Below are 19781 nucleotides of genomic sequence, written 5' to 3'. Positions count from 1 at the left end.
AGGGAAATAAAATCGATAAAAAGTAGGGGTATGATGTCAAAAATTACATTTTTTTAACCAATGACCCCTATTTTTATGGGGGTGTATAGATTATATTTAATAAAAATTGAATCTATACCCTTTATTTTTTAATAAAACTACCTATACTTCAGTTTTAGGACAAGAATAAAGGCCACCAGCAACCCAGTAACTCCATTGGCGAATACAATGGGCGCACTGCGGTGGACAAATCCATAGTACAACCAAAGCATCGTCCCAGTAAAAAATACAAGGTACATGGTTAAAGAAATATCTTTCGTGGATTTTTCTTTCCAGGTTTTATACACTTGGGGTACAAAAGAACTGGTGGTCAAAGTAGCGGCTACCAGACCTAGGATTTCTATAGTTTCCATGGAAGGTGGTTTGAGTGAAGGTAACAAAACTTGACCTTCCTCAAAAACCTGCAGTCCCCTTTACCGGAGTGAAACTGGCTACCCTACGATATTGACGATTTTTCCCGGAACCACAATGACCTTTTTGGGTTCGCGACCCTGTAGTTGTGCGTGTGTTTTTTCATGGGCCATCACCGCAGCTTCAATCTCGTCTTTCCCCATATCCAATGGAAGTTCGAGTTTAAAGCGAAGTTTGCCATTGAAGGAAATCGGGTACTCCTTGGTGCTTTCCACCAAGTACTTTTCCTTAAAGATTGGAAAAGGTGCTTCCGCTATCGATTCGTTATGCCCCAACCGTTCCCAGAGTTCCTCGGCGATATGCGGCGCATAAGGCGATACTAAAATGGCCAAAGGTTCCAAAATGGATTTACTCTTACATTTTTGCGCGGTCAATTCGTTAACGCAGATCATAAAAGTGGACACGGAAGTGTTAAAGGAGAAATTTTCGATATCCTCCTCCACTTTTTTGATGGTTTTGTGCAGCGTTTTGAGATTTTCAGCGGTAGGCTCACTTTCCTCAATAGCGTCATACAATTTCCACATTTTCTTCAGGAAGGAATGTACCCCAGTGATTCCGGCCGTATTCCAAGGTTTGGATTGCTCCAAGGGTCCTAGGAACATCTCGTACAAACGCAATGAGTCTGCTCCGTATTCTTCGCAGATGGCATCGGGGTTGACGACATTGTATTTGGATTTGGACATTTTTTCAATCTCACGCCCAACAATGTATTTGCCATCCTCAAGAACAAACTCCGCATCTTTGTATTCGGGTTGCCATTTTTTGAAGGCTTCCACATCCAACTCATCCGAAGCATTAACCAGAGAAACGTCGGCATGTACCGGAATGACATTTTTGCCTTCTTTTAGGCCTTTCGAAAACAATGTGTTAGAATCTAAGTCTTTATAGACAAACGCACTTGTTCCTGTAATCATCCCTTGGTTGATCAATTTTTTGGCGAATTCATCCTTGGTTGCAACGCCCTTGTCGAACAAAAACTTCTGCCAAAATCGGGAATAGAGCAAATGCCCGGTCGCATGTTCACTTCCCCCGATATAAAGATCGACATCTTGCCAATAATTAATGGCTTCCTGTGAGTAGATGGCTTCATCGTTATGGGGGTCCATATACCGATTAAAGTATTGGGAACTTCCAGCCCAACCGGGCATGGTGTTCAATTCTAGTGGATACACACCCTCATGGGATTCCGAATCAAGTTCGGAATGACCGTCATGTTGAACTTGGCTCAGCATCTCATTGGAAACAACTTTGTTGTTTTTGGCATCCCAAGCCCAATGCGTTGCATTGCCCAACGGAGGTTCTCCGGTTTCGGTGGGAAGGTATTTTTCCACTTCGGGCAATTCCAAGGGCAAGTGCTCCAAGGCTATCATTTGAGGCATGCCATTAACATAATATACCGGAAAGGGTTCGCCCCAATAGCGCTGTCTACTAAAAACTGCATCACGAAGGCGATAGTTGATCTTGCCTTCGCCTTGACCTATTTGTTCCAGAGCTTCAATCACTTTCTTGACTGCATCCTTATAGGAAAGCCCATCCAAAAAGTCAGAATTGGCAATCACGGTATTTTCTTTATCAGCAAAGGCTTCTTCCGAAATATCAACCCCCTCAAAAATATTGGGAATGGGAATGTTATAGTGTTTTGCGAAATCATAATCACGTTGGTCCCCACAGGGAACGGCCATAACTGCTCCGGTGCCATAGCTCGCCAAGACGTAATCCCCAATCCAAATGGGTACCGGTTCCTTGGTAAAAGGATGCTCGGCATAAGCTCCTGTAAATACCCCAGAAATAGTTTTTACATCGGCCATTCTGTCCCTTTCGGAACGTTTGGCTGTGGCTTCCATATAGGCATCAATCGCCTCCTTTTGTTCTGGAGTGGTTATTTGGGAGACCAATTCATGTTCCGGTGCCAAGGTCATGAAACTTGCGCCAAAAATGGTATCGGGCCGTGTGGTGAACACCTCTATGTTTGCATCATGTTCCTTCACCTTAAAGGTGACCGAAGCTCCTTCTGAGCGTCCAATCCAGTTGGTTTGGGAATCTTTTAGGGGCTGGGGCCAATCGACAGTGTCCAACCCATCCAGTAATCTTTGGGCGTACGCAGTGATTCGCATGCTCCACTGTGTCATCTTTTTCCGAATAACGGGATGCCCCCCACGTTCAGAAACGCCATTTACAATTTCATCATTGGCCAGTACAGTACCTAAAGCCGGGCACCAATTCACTTCAGTGTCGGCCAAATAGGTCAGTCTATATTTCAATAGCACTTCTTGTTTGGTCTTTTCGGAAAAGCTAGCCCATTCCTCTGCACTGAAATCAGGTGTATCATCGTCACAAGCTGCCTGGATGTTGGCATTCCCTTCTTTTTCAAAAAAGGAAATCAAACCATGAATGTCCTCTGCCTTATCCGTTTTTTGATTATACCACGAATCAAAAAGCTGAATGAACACCCACTGTGTCCACTTGTAATATTTAGGGTCAGAAGTACGCACTTCACGACTCCAATCGAAGCTAAACCCTAATTGGTCCAGCTGTTCACGATAGCGCTTTATGTTTACCTCTGTTGTAACCGCTGGATGCTGCCCCGTTTGAATCGCGTATTGTTCCGCTGGAAGGCCAAAGGAGTCGTATCCCATGGGGTGCAGTACATTAAACCCCTTGTGCCTTTTGTATCGGGAATAGATATCATTGGCAATATACCCTAAGGGATGACCTACATGCAGTCCCGCCCCAGAAGGATAGGGAAACATCGACAAGCCATAAAACTTGGGTTTGTCAGATTGGTTCGATGCTTTGAACGTTTGGTTCTTGGCCCAATACTTTTGCCATTTGGCCTCAATTTCCCTGAAATTATAGTTCATCTTCGCTTCAACTTTTTCGAGAAGCAAAAATAGCGGTAATCCTCTAATTACAATTTACTTTTCTATTTTTACGCATCGAACTTCCTGTATGAGTCAATATATTGAACGATATCAACGAAGAAAGCTGATTTCCTCTTATTTTTCTGTGGTTTTGAGCATTGCCCTGGTATTGTTTTTACTGGGTGTATTGGGACTCTTGGTTTTGAATACCAAAAAACTGGCCGATCATTTCAAGGAACAAATCACGATTTCTGTTTTCTTGAAGGACAACGCGAAACCTGTTGAGATAGAACAGCTGCAAAAAAGTCTGGCCATGGCGGAGTACACCAAAACAGCAGAGTTTATTTCCAAAGAAGATGCCGCTGAACAATATAGTGAGGACATCGGGGAGAACTTTGTGGAGTTTTTAGGATATAATCCGCTAAAAAACTCAATGGACATTCATCTTAAAGCAGATTATGTTTCCCCAGACCAAGTGGCTGAGATAGCCGAAAGCATTTCGGCAAAAACCTATGTGGAGGAGGTAAGTTATGACAAACCCTTGATCTCGTTACTGAATGACAATGTGCAAAGAATTGGATTTTGGATTCTGATAGCCAGCGGTGTTTTTACCTTTATTTCAGTTCTGTTGATCAATAGTTCCATTCGATTATCTATTTATTCCAAGCGGTTCATTATAAAAACCATGCAGATGGTTGGAGCGACCAAAACCTTTATTCGAAGGCCTTTTATTTGGACCAACATTAAACTTGGTATGTTCGGGGCTCTACTTGCCCTTATTGCCTTGGGCGTGGTGCTTTACTATGTAAATGAGAACTTCCCGGAACTCAATCTGTTTCAAGATTTGGTGCTGTTGATAGGTCTCTTTGTCGGTGTTTTTGGCTTGGGTGTCATCATCTCTTGGGCCAGCACCCATTTTGCGACCCAAAGATTTTTGAACCTAAGAACTGACGATCTTTATTATTAACTTTACAGCATGAGTAAGAAAAATAAGAAGGAAAGCAAGCCAACCAAGGAGTTTATTTTTCAAAAAAGAAATTATTTGTTTCTCTTCATCGGTTTGGCCTTTATTGCTTTGGGCTTTATTTTAATGAGTGGAGGTGGCAGTGATGACCCCAATGTATTTAATCCCGACATCTACAGTTTCAGAAGAATACGATTGGCCCCCACTTTGGTTCTCATCGGTCTTGGCATTCAGGTCTATGCCATTTTGTTGAACCCTAACAAAAACAAGAAATAATTTGGACATTATTGATGCGATTATCCTTGGAATCATTCAAGGATTGACCGAATTCTTACCTGTATCTTCCAGTGGTCACTTAGAATTGGGCAAAGCCATTTTAGGCGCCGATTCCCTTCCCGAAGAAAGTCTTTTGTTCACGGTAGTCCTACATTTTGCAACTGCTTTAAGCACCTTGATTGTTTTTCGAAAGGATGTTGCCGAAATTTTTAAAGGTCTTTTTCGATTCAAATGGAATGAGGAGACGCAGTTTTCCATGAAAATTATTATTTCGATGATCCCCGCAGCTTTGATAGGCTTCTTTTTGGAGGATTTTCTTGAAGTGTTTTTCGATGGCGCCATCATAATCGTGGGGATTATGCTCCTAATTACTGCTATTTTGCTGTATCTGGCCGATTTGGCCAAAACAACAGATAAAGGAGTTTCATACCGAAGTGCCTTTGCCATTGGAATGGCACAGGCGGTTGCTATTTTGCCAGGTATCTCACGAAGTGGGGCCACGATTTCAGCAGCTGTATTGCTTGGGGTGGATAAGACCAAGTCAGCCCGATTTTCCTTTTTGATGGTTGTCCCCTTAATTCTTGGTAAAATGGCCAAAGACTTATTGAGTGGGGAAATCAACTTTGTGGGAGAGCAAGCCGTGGCCATGGGAGTTGGATTTGTCGCAGCTTTTATTGCCGGTCTAGCGGCCTGTACCTGGATGATCAAACTGGTTCGTCAAAGCAAGCTCACTTATTTTGCCATATACTGTTTGGTCGTGGGTCTTATTGCCATTGCTTGGAGCATTTGGGGATAAACGACAAGATTTTCTTATTTTCCCACAAATCACAAGCTGTTAATGACCAAAGAAGACTTTCTTAACGGACAAATTCTATTGATTGATAAACCTTTGGAGTGGAGTTCGTTTCAAGCTGTTAACGCTTTAAAATGGGCCATTCGTAAAAAGTTTGACCTTAAGAAATTTAAAATTGGGCATGCTGGCACCTTGGATCCCCTTGCAACGGGTCTACTTCTCATTTGCACCGGAAAATTCACCAAAAAAATTCCGGAATTGCAGGGGCAACCAAAGGAATATACCGGGACATTCATGCTGGGCAGCACAACGCCTTCATACGATTTGGAAACTGAAATTGACCATACTTTTGATACCGCTCATATCACGGAGGACCTTATCCATGAAACTACTGGGCAATTCATGGGAGAAGTTGAGCAAATACCACCCATTTTTTCTGCGCTAAAAAAAGATGGAAAAAGGCTTTATGAATTCGCCCGCAAAGGACAGGATGTTACCATAAAATCCCGTAAGATACTTATAACGGAGTTTGAAATTACACGAATCGATATGCCAGAGGTGGATTTTAGAGTGGTTTGTAGTAAGGGCACCTACATTCGGTCACTGGCCCATGACTTTGGAAAAGCCTTGCAATCTGGCGCTCATCTTTCGCAACTCAGAAGAACCAAAATAGGCGATTTTGACGTAAGTAATGCAGTCACACCGGCAGTTTTCAAGGAAAAACTCCAAAATATGGGTTAATTTCTGTGCAAAAACCGGATTAGGTACGAACATTGAGATAAAATAATTTAGAAAAAAAGAGGTTATTATAGCACCATGAACCTTAACCGTCAACAGTTATCGTTACTTATTACCGTGTTCTCCATGAGCATTATTGTGCTATTGCTGTACAATATCCATCTGGGAGGAATACAGGAAGAGGAGTATGCGATTGAGCTCAGTTTGGCAGATGAGGACATTGAGGAGCTTTTGAAGGAAGAGGAAAAACGATTGGAGGAGTTGGTCAACAATGATCCCATCAAAAGCCATATGGCCTTCAACGAAACGGCTAAGCCTTCAGTGGGAAATCCTGAGCCGCTCAAGACCTTGGAAGAATTAATGGAAGAAAGGGCGTTGAACAACGAAAACAGCGAGTTCTCTGCTTCTGATAGTGAGTATGAGTCCCATCTCAAGGAGCTTGCAGCTAAGCGACAGGAAAAAAAACAACAACTTAGTGAACGCGAAGAACAAAAAGAAACGTTTACCAATAACCTAAAGGACAGAAGAACGTCCATCTCCTATTCCTTGGTGGAACGCAATGCGTATTCACTTCCCCCGCCAATTTATACCTGTATTGAAGGAGGTAAAGTGGTAATCAATATCAAAGTAGATTCCAATGGCTACGTAATGGAGGCCGATTTTAACGAGAAGAGTTCCGGCACAAATAACTACTGCCTGATTGAAAATGCCATTCGGTACGCCTTGAAAGCCCGATTTAGTTCTGATTCCAAAGCCTCGCAAATAGGCACCATTACTTATCTATTTCAGAGTAAGTAGCTTCAGTAAATCTTCTTGAATATTCTGCCCCTTGTCCTTGTTATACCAAACTTGAAGGTCTTGCTTGAATTCTGAGGTGAGATGGCCATGTTCTTTTTTATAGTCCTCTACCATCTGCGTTGCTAAACTTGGCCTAGGACCCCATTCGCCGATAATCTCATTTTTATTTTTGTCAAGCACAATCAATTTTGGAATGGATCTCGACCCGTTCGTCAAAAATTCATCCATCAACTCCGGATTTTCATCACGAAGCACAATTTTTAGGTCAATCTTATGATTAAGCTGTGCCAACTTGTTGACAACAGGTAGACTTGGGGAAGCATCACCGCACCAGCTTTCAGTCAACACCAATAGCTCGATATCCTTATCCAGTTCGGAGATTTTGGTTTCCAATTCCTCTGAAATCTTAAGGGTTTTGTCCCAACGTGACATTCGTCTATCGTTGAGCTCGGTATAGTTGATGAGCGATTCCAGTTGTTCGGGACCGGTGGTTGCCCTGTTTTTGGCCAAACCATGAACCATATCACGGTATTCGGTATAGTCCATTCCTTTGGAGATACCTTCCGCCACCAATGCCAAAACCTTTGCTTTTCCGTTATCCACTAAAGTTTCCATAAAGTCCTTTCCTGCAAAATTAACATCTAATTGATGCTTACTTTCTGATTTTTATCATTGGTAGTATTCCTTATTGAAAACTTACAATAGCAATTATCAAGGGTATTTTTTTGAGACCTCCTAATGATTCAAGATGCGCTTTTTTACCATTCCCCCTTTGGTATCATTGATACTGTTCATTATCACAAAGGCTTTTTCGTCGATTTTTTCGATTTCGAGATGCAGTTTGCGTATTTCCAAACGGGTAATCACAGTATAGATCACATCATATTCCATTTGCTCCCCTTTCTTTCCATAACCACCCCGAGCTTGATATATGGTAAGTCCTCGGCCCATCTTTTCAATCACCATGGTGCGCATTTCCTCACTTTTTTGGGAAATGATGGTCACCCCAGTGTACTCTTCAATACCTTCCACAACAAAATCCAAAGTTTTGGAAGCAGCCAAATACGTCAACATGGAATAAAGCGCGGCTTCGATAGAGAGTAAATAGGCTGCCGCCAAAAAAATGACCACGTTCATTAAGATGATGATATCCCCTATTTTGGCGCCCCATTTCCTACTTAAAAAAATGGCGAGCACCTCGGTACCATCCAGCACGCTTCCCCCACGAATGGAAAGGCCTATTCCCGCTCCCAAGAAGAAACCCCCAAATACAGCAACCAATAGTTTATCTTGAGTAACCTCTGGAAAGTTTACCAAAACCAATGTGAGGGCCAGACCAAAAATGGCCAACACAGCTTTTATAGCAAACTGTTTGCCAATGACCCGGTAAGCCATGAACAAAAAAGGCAGGTTGACCATAATGATCAACAACCAAAGTGGAATCTCTGCTACTTCTGAAATTAGGAGGGAAATACCTGTTGCACCTCCATCAATGAACCGATTGGGCAAGAGAAAACTTTCCAACCCAAACGCTGCGGCAAAAATACCGGAGACAATGAAGAAAGTATCTTTGATATAGGAAGTAAAGGTCAACTTGAACCCTTTGGTGTTCAACAATTTTCTGTATCCAAGCATTCCTTTTTTCCGAGCCATAGCCTTTGCATTTATAGATCCATTGGGTTTATTGCCAAGCTCTTGAACAGCATCGCCTTGGTGTAAAAGAATTTGTTCTGCACTTCGTTTTGTTTTAAAAAAGCATCAATTAGGCTGCTTTCCCGAGAATTGATCAAAAACAATGAACTCTCGCCAAAGCTAAACTTGCGCTCCTCTGCGGATAAAAGGGTACTGTAGTCCCTCACAATGTTACCAATAAGCTGATTCTGGGTAGTGTAAGAATCCAACTCACGATAAATCGCCACGACCTTGTTTTGAATTTCTACTTGAGCATTGTCCCTTTCAAATTCGGCATCCCGCAGTTTGAACTTAGCCAATTTTAAATCGCCTCTCTCCTTCCTAAGGAACAAAGGAAATCGGAAGGTTACCCCACCTTTAAAGTTCTCGGTCAAAAAGGAATTCAACTGATCCGGCGACTCCGTCAAAAAATTGTACTCCACATCAAGTGTAGGTAACAATTTATTGGCTTTTAGCCTTTTATCCACGACAAGACCATCTATCTTAAAGTCCAATGATCGAATCTTGGGATGGTTTTCCAAAGTGAAGCTATCCAATGGTCTTCCCATAATTTCCAAAGTTCCATCAATGGTGTTTTCCACATTGATATCTGGAACTACATCGGGCTGAAGCTCCACAGGAATGTCATTGAGCCATAAAAAGTTGGAAAGTTCCAAAGATCTTTTCATCAACTTCACTTTGGCCTGCTCCAAACTCAAGGCCCTATTCTGAACAGCTATTTTGGCCTCCACGGTATCGATCATCGCCCGGTCCCCGGCCAAAGCACTTTGCCGAATACCCCCAAACCGGGTTTGGGCATTTTGTAAAAAATCTCCAAAAATCTGCGCATCTTGATAGGCTCTCAACCAATCAAAATAGGCCAAGGAAGCCTTATACAAAATCTCGTTCACCAACAAATCCTGGTCGGCCTTGGTCTGCTCGCGAAAAAACTTCGCCTTTCGCAAAGTGGCCATCCGCTCATTGATCCAAAAACCTTCTCCGAGTGACATGGAAACCCCGGCGCTATACAAACCATCATCGGGAACGGTTTCGTCAGGATTGATAAACTCACCTTGATTCTGCTCAAAATTTCCCTTTAGCTCAATGCCAAACCAAGTTGGTATTTTAAAGGTCGTGTTCAACCGATCCCAATATTCGGTTCCATCCAGGTCCTTCCTATCATAGTCCACCTCAATTTTGGGGTCAAACCCCCCTCTTGCCTTCATCAAGTTGGCCTGACCAATCGAAATGGTCAATTGGGCCTGTTTAGCAATCGGATGGTACTTTTTCACATATCCCAAATACTCATTAAAATTGAGCACAATGGTATCGTTTTGACCATACATCCCAAACAACCCAGTCCAGAGAAGAACCGTTATGAAGAGAATGTTTGCTCTATTTTTTTGCAACATCGGACTTGCCGTTTACAGGTTGATAATAATTTGGTGGGAATCCGTTGATCTGTCGCCATAGTTCGAACCAAATGGGAACATCCTCCAGCAGGGCCATGGTAAAAGCGCCAGAACCTACCCTTAAATCTTTGGGCCAAGGCGCTTCATCCTTATCAGGTGCGACAAGAATTCTATATTTTCCATTGTCGCTGATGAAGGTTTCAATGGCAACCACCTTTCCTCCAAAGGTTCCGAAGGAAACGTTGGGCCAGCCACTGAATATTATAGCGGGCCATCCATCAAATTGGATACGTATTTTTTCACCCAAATGAATAAGAGGTAGGTCAATGGGCTCCACAAAGGTCTCCACAGCCATTTCGTAATCAGAAGGCATAATCCCCACAAGACGGTCTCCCTCCTTGAAGGTTTCGCCAATGCCTGATTGTAGCGCTTTATTGATGAACCCATTTTGAGGTGCCCTGATGTACATGAGATTATTTCGCATCTCATAGTTGGTGTATTCATTTTCCAACTTGGTCACCTGGGCCTCCGAATCGAATTGATTGGATTGGGCTGTAAATCTATCGCTTCGGGCCTTAGCTATCTTGTCTGCATATTCTGCCTCAATTCTGGTAATTTCAACCTGAGCATTGATGACCTCATTTTTACTGGTCAAGAGTTTGTTCTCTTGGGATATAAGTTTTGCTTGGGTTTCCTGCAGCTTCAGGCGCTTCTCCTCCACATCCGTCACCGCCTTTAGCCCCTCCTTTTCCAAGGTTGTGGTACGGTCAAATTGACGTTGGGCAATGAGAATATTGGTCTTGGCAGCTTCAAGATCAATACTGTCGCTCTGGACCTTAAGTCTGGATTGCACCAGCTTATTGCGTGCCTGCTCCAACTTAAGCCCTCTTTCTTTTGAAACTGCTTGAATTTGAGTGCCCAATGCCTTTACCTTTTCTTGGTATGAGGTCACGGCCATCTCCTTCGCCTTAATCTGTTGTCCTGTTCGGGCAACTAGATTTGGGTCGAAATACTCACTTTTTACCTCAGAAATATGAAGGATGGTATCTCCCGCCTTAACAAAATCTCCCTCGCGTACATACCACTTCTCAATTCGACCGGGAATTGGTGATTGTATGGTCTGAGGTCGTTGATCAGGCTTGAGTGTGGTTAAAAAGCCATCCCCCGAGATGTTCTGGGTCCATGGCAAAAACAAGATAATTAGCACGATAAAGGAAAATGCCGCCAAAAATCGGTTAAAGTGCTTGTAATGCCTTTTATGGAACACTTTCAACCCAGCCTTATATCCTGTGATATCGACTTTCTGGTTCAACCTGTTATGTGAAATATTAAGCATGATCTTATCTTTCGTTAATCAATTTTCCGTTTTCAATGGTGATTATTCGTCCGCAACGCTCTGTCCATTTGGGGTTTTGGCTAACCACGACCAAAGCCCATCCGTTTTCTGGATTGGTCAGAAAGTCCATAATCCGTTCAGCCTCTTCTTCTGTGAACTGATCTAGGGGATCTTTTAGAATTAACAGTTTAGGTCGACCTACAATACTACGAGCCAAAACAATCTTCTTCGCAATGGTATAGGGTATTTGCCTTCCTTCGGGGTAAAGCACTGTATTGAGTCCTTGTGGCTGTTCCTTGACAAATTCAGTCAAGCCTGTTTTTTCAAGTGCCCAATACACATCATCCTTCGAAACCTCCTTGTCACCGAAGGTAATGTTATCCACAATCGTTCCCTCAAAAGGGGATTCCTCTGTTAGGGACTGCCCTAAATGGTAACGGTAGTAGTTCAGGTTCAACCCCTGCAGGGCTACATTGTTGACAAAAATATTGCCTTGGGTAGGCTCAAGAATACCCGCAATCAATCGGAGTAGGGTTGATTTTCCGGATCCATTCGGCCCCTGCAATAAAATTGTACAAGAAGGAGAAATGGTCAAGGAAATATCGTCGATTATTTTTTTGTCCCTATCGGGAACAAAATATGACACATTCTGCAATTCTACGGTGAAACCTTCATCTTCAGAAAATGGACGTTCGCCGTCCAAAGGCTCCAATTCCCGGTCCACTACCTGACCCAATTTTTCCAATGAGGTCAATAAATCGTAGAAAGTCTCCAAGCCCAAAATCAGTTTCTCCACAGAGCTAATCACCAAAAGGATGATAAGTTCAGCAGCCACAAACTGACCAATATTCATTTCTTGGTTCAATACCAGAAGACCACCGATAAGAAGTAGTCCTGCGGTCACTAACACCTTAAAACCAATCATTTGAATGAATTGGAGCACCAAGACCTTGAAGTGACTTTCCCTTGCATCGAGATAGCTGACCACCAAGGTATCGTTCTTGTCTATAGCATGTGTAGTTTTACCTGAAAGCTTAAAACTCACAAGACTTCGAGCCACTTCTTGAATCCAATGGGCAACTTTGTACTTATTCTGTGACTCATCCAAACTGGTCTCAAGGCCGCGCTGAGCAGTGAATTTAAAAACAACATAGATCAACAGGATCAGCAGTATGCCATAAATAATAAAGAACGGATGATAAAAGGATAAGAGCAACAATCCGAAGATAATCTGCAAAAGCGCCGCTGGGAAATCAATCAAAATCTTAGAGAGTGATTTCTGTATGGTAAGCGTATCGAAAAAACGATTGGCAAGCTCTGGCGGATAAAAATTCCGTAGCTGGCTCATCTTAATTTTTGGAAATCGATATGCAAATTCAAAAGATGATCTTGTGAATATTTTCTGCTGTACATTTTCAATAATGCGTATCTGCATCAACTGTAAAACCCCAGCAAAAGCTACACCGAGAGTAACGAGTATCACCAAAATTATCCATGAAGTACTGACCTGGGCCCCTTGTATCAAATTGATGATGGCTTGTATACCCAATGGCAAGGAAAGATTTACAACTCCAGCAAAAATGGCGTAGTAAAAGATCTGTAAAATATCTTTTTTGTCCAACGCAAGCATGCCCAAAAGGCGCTGCCATGCGGTAAGAATGGTTTTAGGCATGATTTGTTGGTTTTAAGGCCCTAAAGGCCAAATCCATAAAATAATCGGTTGGTGTAATTTTTTCGTTACAATCGGTAAGCATGGGGAAGTGTTCCCTTAAGAAATATTGGTGCAAGGACCCCTCTAGTATTGTGCTCGCCAAACTTGATGGATAGGGGTATGTTGGATCTAAGGCAACTATCATTTCATACAGACGGTTAATCAGTCTTTTATAAATGACGAAGTACCCATCTTTATTCTCTTGATCAACCTCCTTGGTCAAATAGGACTTGGAATACTCGTTTATTACTATTTTGTTTAAAAGCACCTCATTGATATGCGAAAATGAGACGTCCTCTTCAACAGTTTGCGTCAAAATTTCGATTGCTTTTCGCAGCTTCTCACTAGCATTGGAAATACCATTGGTGGCAAACACCATTTTATACTCAAGCCATCCCCAATACCAAGACGCCAAATACAACAACAGCTTGTGCTTGTTCTCAAAATATCGGTAAATGGAGCTCTCATTGGATTTAATTCGATCACCAAGTTTTCTAAAGGTGAAGCTTTCAAAACCCATTTCATCAATCATCAAAATACTTTGCTCAATAATTCTTTTACCCAAATCGGAGGACTCAGGATCCTTAACGTAGAGCTTGTTGTTGATTCCTATTTTTATGGAATGCATTAATCTTTCCATGACACACTAGTTACTTTTACTTCCAGACAAATATAAAAGTATTACTATCATAGTATAATAGTTTAACTCCCTTTTAACAGTAGTAATACTTTTTTTTGTGCGATAAGTACTATCTTTAATGTTCGAAAACAGATTAATGTGGTTGCATATGGAAAGAAGATTACTTATTTTAATAGGAATGTTGGTTTTGCTGAGTTACGAGGTATACTCACAGAACGATTATAAAAAAATCCAATTTGAGCATTTCACAATGAGCAGGGGAGATGCCGAAGACAACTTGCTCTTGGAAATACCTTACTCCCAGGTTGTTGTATTGAACAATTCACTCAATTCGAGCTCAGGTTTTGGAATGACCCTTAATTTTCATGGTACTATGGTCATCATTGACCACATGGAAACGATGCCCGACGGAAGAACCCAAGTGGTTTTGCGCAGGGAAGATGGTAGGGACTTTTACGGATACAAACCTACCATCAAAGCAATCTTATCAAATAAAACAAACAAACAAAACAATCTGGCAAGATGAAAACTTATGTTTTACTACTGTTATTCTCCCTTTCGATTGGATGGGTCAATGCCCAACAGACTGCTAGCCAAAGTGTGAAGATCGGGGACAAGTTTATTATTTCTGAACCCTCATCCAGCGAATATCGCCATTTGGATGTTCCGCGGAAAAATTTCATCATCAAAAGAGGTGGTATCGCGGATATGAAGACCCTTAAAAATTCTGTTGTTGTAGTTACCGATGTTTCAGGTGATCAGAATCCGGTAATTACCTTTAAAAGGGTCAACGGTATAAAATTTTTCAGGACGTACAAAACGCTTACGGCAGATTTGGTCAATGCTCTGGACAGTAAAGAACTCTTGGCGTACAACTAGCAAAAGTTAGGACAAAAACCGCCATAAACATTGTTAACCATACTTATTTCACCCCATCGCTATGGTGCTTATGCATATTTGTTGTAATTCGGCAACCCAGGCCGAGGAGGTGGTGGATTTTCTTTTGGATGAAAAGCTAGTATTGGATGCTCTGGTTTCCGATAAGCTTCTGTACAAAAGAGTCCAAAACAAAGCGAAAAAAAGTTTTGGACAAACCCTTGTTATGGGTACTACCAAGGCATTGCTGTTCACTAAAATAAACAAGAAAATCAAGGAGAAGTATCCTTCAAACACTCCCTTGGTATATGCCATGCCCATAATTTATATGGACCCACTTCAGGAGAAAAAGCTAAAGAAAAATACAGAGAAAGTATAAGTCACTCGGCATATAAGCCATGTCTTAAATCCATCTACCTCTGCAGGGTTGCCCTCGGCCAAAGACAACAACCAATTCAGAAGACATTCCGGTTTATCTATTATAATAATTTATGTATTTCATAATTAATATAAATAAAATTAAATGATTGCATATTCGCATTTTTGTCAAAAAATAAATCAGAATGAACAGAATTACAGTAGCCAAGGGTGATGGAATCGGTCCTGAGATCATGGACGCCACCCTAGAAATTTTAATGGCAGCCGGGGCCCAACTTGAAATCGATGAAATCGAAGTCGGTGAAAATGTATACCTAAAGGGCAATACATCCGGAATAGCAAAAGAATCATGGGACACCATCCGAAAAAACAAAGTGTTTTTGAAAGCTCCCATCACAACTCCTCAAGGAGGAGGTTACAAAAGCCTCAATGTTACCACACGAAAGTCGTTGGGTCTCTATGCCAATGTTAGGCCGTGTCGCAGTATCCACCCCTTTGTAAAAACCAAGCACCCGAAGATGGATGTGGTGATCATTCGAGAGAATGAGGAGGACCTATATGCGGGCATTGAGCATCAGCAAACCGACGAGGTCGTGCAGTGCCTTAAATTAATAAGTCGTCCAGGTTGTGAAAAAATTGTGCGATATGCCTTTGAGTATGCCAGGCGCTACAATCGTAAAAAAGTGACCTGCTTTACCAAGGACAATATCATGAAGCAAACAGACGGACTTTTCCACCAAGTATTCAACGAAATTGCCGCTGAGTATTCAGATATTGAAAACGAACATTGGATTATCGACATAGGCGCTGCCAAACTGGCCGACACTCCAGAAAACTTCGATGTTATCGTAATGCCCAATCTTTACGGAGACGTTCTTTCCGATGTCGCTGCACAAATTACAGGTTCGGTAGGTCTTGCGGGTTCAGCCAACATTGGTGAAAGTTGCGCCATGTTTGAGGCCATCCATGGTTCGGCACCTCGACGTGCGGGTCAAAACTTAGCCAATCCTTCGGGCTTGTTGCAAGGCGCTATTATGATGCTAAATCACCTAGGACAAAATGATGTTGCGGAAAAGGTGGAAAATGCTTGGCTAAAAACCATGGAAGACGGCATCCATACGTATGACATCTTTGACGAAAACACAAGTGCCCAAAAGGTGGGAACCAAGGAGTTTGCCGAAGCAGTAATTGCCAATTTGGGTCATGAACCCAAAACATTGAACAAAGTTTCGTACGAAGAAAGCGAACCGCTCCACCTTCCCAAATTCACAAGAAAAGAGCCAAAAAGCAAGATTCTTAAGGGTGTTGACCTTTTTGTTCACTGGTCAGGGACAAACCCAGATGAAATCGCTCAAAAATTGCAGTCCATTGAAAATTCCAATCTTAAACTTCAAGTGATCACGAACAGAGGGGTGAAAGTATGGCCAAACGGGTTTGAGGAAACTTTCTGTACCGATCACTGGCGTTGTCGATTTGCCATTTCAAATGGCGCAAGTGTTGAATCCTCTGAAATTCCCAACATTTTGGAGAGGGCCATTACCAAGGATTTGGATGTCATAAAAACCGAAAATCTATATTTCTTCGATGGAAAGCAAGCTTTTTCAATGGCTCAAGGCCAATAAGAACAAACTGCTACCACATAAAAGCAGCAGTGATAAGGGGGATCCCTGCTATCAGGTTCGCTTGGTAGAAGGGCTATTCGATCCAGCGGAGTCCGCCGAGGTCCTCCTATCACTGCTCAACTATAAGATAAAATTCCATACGGTTCAGCTTCTTAACTTGAAAGAAACCAATAACAGTAACCCCGAAAACTCCCAAAAACGAATCGAAGAGCTTCGGGCTGCCAAACAAGAAGTGACCGATCTTGTTGTAGAAGCTAGAAATAAAGACTTGATATTGGAGATACATAGTACTGTGAAAATCATTCCTAAAAAACGCTCGGAATAAGCATCAGTACCTTTGTATCCATTGAAAGTTGGAGTTTATTATTTCCTCTTTTTTTGCATCAATGTAGTCCAGAAGTGCTGAGGCTACAGGTGAGAGTTTCTTGTTCCGTAACCAAACCAAATTCCATGTTGTGGTTATGGGTAGGTGTTTTTGTGGGATAATTTTTAGATCCCCTCGCTCCAGCTCATTGTTCACACCTATCAAAGGCATTATAGAACAGCCCAAACCGGCAATTACAGCCTGTTTAACCGCTTCGTTTGAGGTCAGTTCTATTTTTTTGCCAACCGCGATACTCTTCTCCGTAAGATAGTTCTCCATTGCCGCTCTTGTGGCGGAGCCTTTCTCCCTGAAAATTAAGGGAGTATCCTTCGCAAAGGACTTCTTCCCCAATTTTACTTTTTCAAAATACTTGGGGTTTCCAACCAAATGCAAGATATTTTTCATTAAGCCTATCTTGTTAAGATTCAAATGGGCAGGTAGTACACTGACCAAGGCAAAGTCCACTTGATTTTCCTCCAGGCTTTCAACAACCCTGGATTTATTGGTCACGTCCATTACCAAGTCCACCCCGGCATTTTCCCTCATAAAACCCGATAAAAAATAGGGAATCACGTATTTTCCAGTAGAAACAACCGAGACTTTAAGTCGGCCTGCCAACTCCCCTTGATAGGTGAGCAATTTGTAATTGATCCCTTCAACTTCTTTGAGTATACGTTTGGCAATTACGGCAATCTCGTTTCCGAAATCCGTGATAAAAAGTTGTCTTCCAACAACCTCTGTTAGAGGAATGGGAAATTGATTCTGAAAATTTTTAAGCTGGATGGATACTGCCGGTTGCGTCAAATGAAGTTCTTCCGAAGCCTTCGTAATGCTCTGTTTTTCAACAATTTTAAGAAAAATTCGCAATTGGTTCAAAGTATAGTTCATAAGCAATCATTATGTAAGTGATAATAAATATAAATAAAAATATATGAAATATATATATGAGTTTTGCATCAAATATTTAAAACAATGAGCGAAAAATTATCCCTGCCGTACAAGCAAAAAAGAAAAGTAAAATCCATTAAATGGTCACAACATAGGGTGTTGGCCTCAAGAGCTGCCTTGATATGCCTTCTGTTGTTTTTTATTGTCCTTTCCCTACAGAATGGGTATTTATTTATGGATAAACTTCTACTGTGCACAGGAATTATTTCCGCACTAGTAATAGGCGCCAGCATCAAAAAACAATAACATTTTCATTCAATTAAATCTTAAAACTTTTTACAAACATGGAAGTAATGGTTAAAACAAAACAGAAAATACAGTTGGTCGATGGCACTTTTACGCCTTCAGAAGCCTGCGATGTCATCACAGCTTTGCTGGACCAAAAAATAAACTTTCACAAGCTTCAGCGACTGTCTTGGTGCGAGGGGGATTGTGATGCCAATACCAAATATCCAGATGAGCGCATCCAAGAGCTTGAAGACGAAAAGGTCATTGCCCAAAACTTCATCAATAGTATCCGTCATGAAGGCAAAAGATTGCGCATTGACGGTATCCTAAAAATAACGTTGGAAGAGTAATCATTCATGGATTTACATCTTTTGGTCGATAATTTGACCAACCCTGCACTTCTCTTTTTCTTTCTGGGCATTTTGGCCGTTCAATTAAAAAGTGATCTGTCCATCCCAGAAAATTCATCAAAATTTATTTCACTTTACCTGCTCTTTGCCATTGGCTTTAAGGGAGGTTTGGAATTGTCCCATAGCGATTTCAGCATGGAAATTGTCTGGTCGCTCTTCTTTGGGATTTTCTTGGCCGTATCTGTTCCCGTATTCGCCTATTTTATTCTTAGACGAAAGTTCAGTGTTGAAAATTCGGGAGCCATAGCAGCGGCCTATGGCTCCGTTAGTGCAGTAACCTTTGTAACGGCCATTTCGTTTTTAGAAATGGAAACTATAGATTTTGGAGGTCATATGGTGGCTGTAATGGCTTTGATGGAAGCTCCTTCCATCATCGTTGGTGTCTTGCTGATGGCCCTCTTTACGAAGCAAAAAAGTGACCGGCAAAACTTCAACAAGGTTCTACATCATTCCCTTACCAACGGAAGTGTTCTCCTTATTTTGGGGAGTTTGGCCATTGGATTCTTTGCCAATGAATCACAAGCGGAGGGGATAAAACCCTTTACAACGGATATCTTCAAAGGTTTCCTTGCCGTATTTCTATTGGATATGGGTATAACCAGCGGGAAAAAACTGGGAGACTTCATCCGGAAAGGAAAATTTGCCCTGTTCTTTTCGGTGGGTCTTCCCATTATCAATGGATGTTTAGTGGCCTGGTTTAGCCAATTTATTACGGATAGTATTGGAAACCGTTTTCTGTTTGCAATTTTGGCCGCCAGCGCCTCGTATATCGCAGTCCCTGCAGCTATGCGCATAGCAGCTCCCAAGGCCAACCCAAGTTTATATGTTCCCATGGCACTGGCCATCACATTCCCTTTCAACATTACATTGGGGATGCCCCTATACCTGTTTATGATTCAAAGTTTCAACTAAGAATTTGGAGTATGAAAAAGAAAAAAAAACCTTCCCTTTTTCCCAACCATGACCTTGTTAAACCCCTGCCCGACGCCATTGTAAAACCTCATAAGTTAGAACTCGGAACCACATTTAGAGTAGGAAATCCGGCAAACAACTCCTACCTGTTCCTCTCCGACTCCCTCAATCCAAAAATTTCCACCTTCAAGGTAGATGTGCCGGTAAGTGCCTTAGTGGATGAGGTTGTAACGATAACAGGAATTTTGGAGCTCTCCAATGCAAAACGAAGGGCTGTCCTAGAGCGAAAGGACCAAGCTGTTTTTTATGATGGGCAAAACAGGATTTATGCTGATGTGGACAATGCCATCGTCGCCCAAGAGCTAATAGCCCTATAGCAACGGTCTGGGTTTT

Annotated in this window: 23 protein-coding genes; 14 read left to right on the top strand and 9 right to left on the bottom strand. The window is 42.0% G+C overall.

All coding sequences use genetic code 11. The features are described 5' to 3' along the window. Positions 1-137: 137 nt before the first annotated feature. Positions 138-392 (bottom strand): SemiSWEET family sugar transporter, encoded by a 255-nt coding sequence (locus tag EW142_RS14895; protein WP_130615197.1) that lies wholly within the window; start codon positions 390-392, stop codon positions 138-140. A gap of 78 nt (positions 393-470) precedes the next feature. Beyond that, complete coding sequence (leuS, locus tag EW142_RS14890; protein ID WP_130615195.1) at positions 471-3311, bottom strand: leucine--tRNA ligase; 2841 nt, start codon at positions 3309-3311, stop codon at positions 471-473. 88 nt (positions 3312-3399) lie between these two features. Here leuS and EW142_RS14885 point away from each other — a divergent pair, with 88 nt between their 5' ends. The 5 genes from EW142_RS14885 (at position 3400) to EW142_RS14865 (ending at position 6880) form a co-directional block, all read left to right on the top strand. Continuing rightward, a complete protein-coding gene (locus EW142_RS14885; RefSeq protein WP_130615193.1) occupies positions 3400-4278 on the top strand; it encodes a cell division protein FtsX in 879 nt (292 codons plus the stop codon). Positions 4279-4287: 9 nt separating this feature from the next. After that, positions 4288-4551 carry a DUF3098 domain-containing protein gene (locus tag EW142_RS14880; protein WP_130615192.1) on the top strand — a complete coding sequence of 88 codons (264 nt, stop codon included), beginning with the start codon at positions 4288-4290 and terminating at the stop codon, positions 4549-4551. 1 nt (position 4552) lies between these two features. After that, positions 4553-5347 carry an undecaprenyl-diphosphate phosphatase gene (locus EW142_RS14875; RefSeq protein ID WP_130615190.1) on the top strand — a complete coding sequence of 265 codons (795 nt, stop codon included), beginning with the start codon at positions 4553-4555 and terminating at the stop codon, positions 5345-5347. Between the two features lie 42 nt (positions 5348-5389). Further along, on the top strand, positions 5390-6085 hold the full coding sequence (gene truB / locus EW142_RS14870) for a tRNA pseudouridine(55) synthase TruB (RefSeq protein WP_130615188.1): 696 nt from the start codon (positions 5390-5392) through the stop codon (positions 6083-6085). Positions 6086-6160: 75 nt separating this feature from the next. Continuing rightward, positions 6161-6880, top strand: coding sequence for a hypothetical protein (locus EW142_RS14865; protein ID WP_130615186.1), 720 nt, complete (start codon positions 6161-6163; stop codon positions 6878-6880). Here EW142_RS14865 and EW142_RS14860 read toward each other — a convergent pair. The 6 genes from EW142_RS14860 to EW142_RS14835 form a co-directional block, all read right to left on the bottom strand. Then, the gene (locus EW142_RS14860; protein ID WP_130615184.1) at positions 6863-7495 is read right to left on the bottom strand and encodes a thioredoxin family protein; all 633 of its coding nucleotides are present in this window, start codon (positions 7493-7495) and stop codon (positions 6863-6865) included. The genes EW142_RS14865 and EW142_RS14860 overlap by 18 nt on opposite strands. A gap of 120 nt (positions 7496-7615) precedes the next feature. Next, complete coding sequence (locus EW142_RS14855; protein WP_130615182.1) at positions 7616-8533, bottom strand: YitT family protein; 918 nt, start codon at positions 8531-8533, stop codon at positions 7616-7618. Positions 8534-8544: 11 nt separating this feature from the next. Continuing rightward, the gene (locus EW142_RS14850; RefSeq protein ID WP_130615180.1) at positions 8545-9963 is read right to left on the bottom strand and encodes a TolC family protein; all 1419 of its coding nucleotides are present in this window, start codon (positions 9961-9963) and stop codon (positions 8545-8547) included. Beyond that, on the bottom strand, positions 9947-11299 hold the full coding sequence (locus EW142_RS14845) for an HlyD family secretion protein (protein WP_130615178.1): 1353 nt from the start codon (positions 11297-11299) through the stop codon (positions 9947-9949). The genes EW142_RS14850 and EW142_RS14845 overlap by 17 nt, the downstream gene beginning before the upstream one ends. A gap of 4 nt (positions 11300-11303) precedes the next feature. After that, on the bottom strand, positions 11304-12971 hold the full coding sequence (locus tag EW142_RS14840) for a peptidase domain-containing ABC transporter (RefSeq protein WP_130615176.1): 1668 nt from the start codon (positions 12969-12971) through the stop codon (positions 11304-11306). Then, positions 12964-13650 carry a TetR/AcrR family transcriptional regulator gene (locus tag EW142_RS14835; protein WP_130615175.1) on the bottom strand — a complete coding sequence of 229 codons (687 nt, stop codon included), beginning with the start codon at positions 13648-13650 and terminating at the stop codon, positions 12964-12966. The genes EW142_RS14840 and EW142_RS14835 overlap by 8 nt, the downstream gene beginning before the upstream one ends. 148 nt (positions 13651-13798) lie before the next feature. On the opposite strand from EW142_RS14835, the gene EW142_RS14830 reads away from it, so the two are divergent. From EW142_RS14830 to EW142_RS14810, 5 genes are all read left to right on the top strand, one after another. Further along, the gene (locus EW142_RS14830) at positions 13799-14176 is read left to right on the top strand and encodes a hypothetical protein (RefSeq protein ID WP_130615173.1); all 378 of its coding nucleotides are present in this window, start codon (positions 13799-13801) and stop codon (positions 14174-14176) included. Continuing rightward, a complete protein-coding gene (locus EW142_RS14825; RefSeq protein WP_130615171.1) occupies positions 14173-14529 on the top strand; it encodes a hypothetical protein in 357 nt (118 codons plus the stop codon). Before EW142_RS14830 ends, EW142_RS14825 begins: the two co-directional genes overlap by 4 nt. Positions 14530-14590: 61 nt before the next feature. Further along, complete coding sequence (locus tag EW142_RS14820; protein WP_130615169.1) at positions 14591-14905, top strand: hypothetical protein; 315 nt, start codon at positions 14591-14593, stop codon at positions 14903-14905. A 184-nt stretch (positions 14906-15089) separates the two neighbouring features. Then, entirely contained in the window at positions 15090-16526 is a 1437-nt protein-coding gene (locus tag EW142_RS14815) for an NADP-dependent isocitrate dehydrogenase (protein WP_130615167.1), read from the top strand. Further along, complete coding sequence (locus tag EW142_RS14810) at positions 16489-16851, top strand: hypothetical protein (protein WP_130615165.1); 363 nt, start codon at positions 16489-16491, stop codon at positions 16849-16851. The genes EW142_RS14815 and EW142_RS14810 overlap by 38 nt, the downstream gene beginning before the upstream one ends. 3 nt (positions 16852-16854) lie before the next feature. Here EW142_RS14810 and EW142_RS14805 read toward each other — a convergent pair whose 3' ends face one another. After that, entirely contained in the window at positions 16855-17778 is a 924-nt protein-coding gene (locus EW142_RS14805; RefSeq protein ID WP_130615163.1) for a LysR family transcriptional regulator, read from the bottom strand. A gap of 84 nt (positions 17779-17862) precedes the next feature. Between EW142_RS14805 and EW142_RS14800 the strand changes: the two genes are divergently transcribed. The 4 genes from EW142_RS14800 to EW142_RS14785 are packed head-to-tail and all read left to right on the top strand — an operon-like array spanning position 17863 to position 19765. Next, positions 17863-18084: a hypothetical protein gene (locus EW142_RS14800; RefSeq protein ID WP_130615161.1), complete on the top strand. Its 222-nt coding sequence runs from the start codon at positions 17863-17865 to the stop codon at positions 18082-18084. A 47-nt stretch (positions 18085-18131) separates the two neighbouring features. Further along, a complete protein-coding gene (locus EW142_RS14795) occupies positions 18132-18416 on the top strand; it encodes a hypothetical protein (protein ID WP_130615159.1) in 285 nt (94 codons plus the stop codon). A 6-nt stretch (positions 18417-18422) separates the two neighbouring features. Beyond that, a complete protein-coding gene (locus tag EW142_RS14790; RefSeq protein ID WP_130615157.1) occupies positions 18423-19388 on the top strand; it encodes a sodium-dependent bicarbonate transport family permease in 966 nt (321 codons plus the stop codon). A gap of 11 nt (positions 19389-19399) precedes the next feature. Continuing rightward, positions 19400-19765, top strand: coding sequence for a hypothetical protein (locus tag EW142_RS14785; RefSeq protein WP_130615155.1), 366 nt, complete (start codon positions 19400-19402; stop codon positions 19763-19765). Positions 19766-19781 lie beyond the last annotated feature (16 nt).

Origin of the sequence: Flagellimonas allohymeniacidonis (genome assembly GCF_004296335.1) — a bacterium.
GTDB lineage: Bacteria > Bacteroidota > Bacteroidia > Flavobacteriales > Flavobacteriaceae > Flagellimonas > Flagellimonas allohymeniacidonis.
This window is presented reverse-complemented; position numbering and strand designations above follow the sequence as displayed.